Here is a 1,547-nt window from a genome sequence, read left to right on the forward strand (position 1 = left end):
ATGGAATCCGACAATTCCGAGGATACCCTACCTATTTTTTATTGAAAAGACCTTTACACAAAATATTTTACGTCATCTCTTTAAAATTGATTCTTTTTAGTATGGCATTAATATTTTTACCACTTATTATTGTCATCCCTATTATGAATGGGTCATATATTTTTTTCGAACCTCTTGAGGTTCATTCACAACTCTTTAGTAGCTCTGCAATTGCATTATTATTCCCGATATTGTTAGTGCCTTTATTTGCAGGTTCGTATGCAAATGAAAAGAAGGATAACTTTCTCCTTTATGTGAAACCAAGGGTTAAGTTAACGGACTATATTTTAGCCAAAGGATTAGTCAATGGAATTGTAACGTTGGTTGTAGCATTTTTAATGATCTTTATTCCGTTTTTATTTATTGAATACCTCGACCCGATACTTAACATGATCCAATACGAAAGAGACTTTTATGAACCTGTTTCAGTAGGAACTTTCGGATTTTTGGCTGAAAAATCTGAACTTCTGTATGGTGGAGTATATTCTCTATGGGTAGCTATCAATGGGGCTTTATATGTAACAATAGCTTATTTACTATCCATTTGTATGGCGAATCGGTTTGTTGCATTAACGATTCCTTTTTTATGGTGGTTCATTATGAACTTTGTCACAGGCATATTAGGTATCGAGGCATTTTCGCCTGTCTATTCAGTGTTTCCGTTTTTGATCACTGCCCAGCCAATATGGGTGATATTTATTCCATTTCTAATATTGATTGCAAGTATAGTTTGCTTACTTATTCTTATTAAATCAAAGAATAAAGTTTGGACTGAGTAATATGAAAATCATAAAAGAACAAATTGTTTCATGGAAATGGATAGTAGCAACTTTGCCAATTATTTTATTTTCTTTTAGTAACAGACATTATATTCAATTTTTAGAAGAAAAAAATCATATTACGGCCAACGTTTGGGATTTTGTTTTGAATCCTTTAAATGACCCTTATTTAATGGTCTATTATATTTTCCCGTTGATTGTGTTTATATCTTCTATTTACATTAATCGTACCTTTGACTATACAAGGCTTATACGGTTAGGTTCCTATAAAAATTGGATTATCACAAAGGCAAAAAGGCTATTTTTAATGGATCTCTATTTGATTGGTTTATTTTTAGCAGCAATACTTACTACTGCTGTTAATACTTCATTCTCAATGGAATGGAGTGATATTGGAAAGGTAAATGAGTCAAGCAATGAGATTTTATATACCCTGGAATCAAATTTTTCAAGTCCTTTTATCGCTTTGTTATTACAAATAGGATTATTCCTACTGACTGTACTCACTGTTCAATTAATAATGTGTGTCCTCTATGCAATATATAAAAAGCAATCTGTATTACACGTTTTAAATATACTATTGTTTATTTTCGGGATAGCAGGCTTCAAAATCATCCCTACGTCATTGCTTTTTTTAGAGACTCCTAATTATTCTAACCGATAAAATATAATTAACAGTTTTAGATAAATAAGATTTTACACTTCTTATTTGGAAGGGGCTGAAAATCC

Annotated in this window: 2 protein-coding genes; both read left to right on the top strand. The window is 31.3% G+C overall.

Annotated features, from left to right (window positions below; genetic code table 11):
* Positions 1 to 818: hypothetical protein (locus tag ABU914_RS15340; protein WP_379670564.1), on the top strand; the 818-nt coding region annotated here is incomplete at its 5' end.
* A 1-nt stretch (position 819) separates the two neighbouring features.
* Positions 820 to 1,482: a hypothetical protein gene (locus ABU914_RS15345; protein WP_379670565.1), complete on the top strand. Its 663-nt coding sequence runs from the start codon at positions 820 to 822 to the stop codon at positions 1,480 to 1,482.
* The last annotated feature ends 65 nt before the right edge of the window (positions 1,483 to 1,547 follow it).

The organism is Pueribacillus sp. YX66, assembly GCF_041725775.1.
GTDB lineage: Bacteria > Bacillota > Bacilli > Bacillales > UBA6769 > Pueribacillus.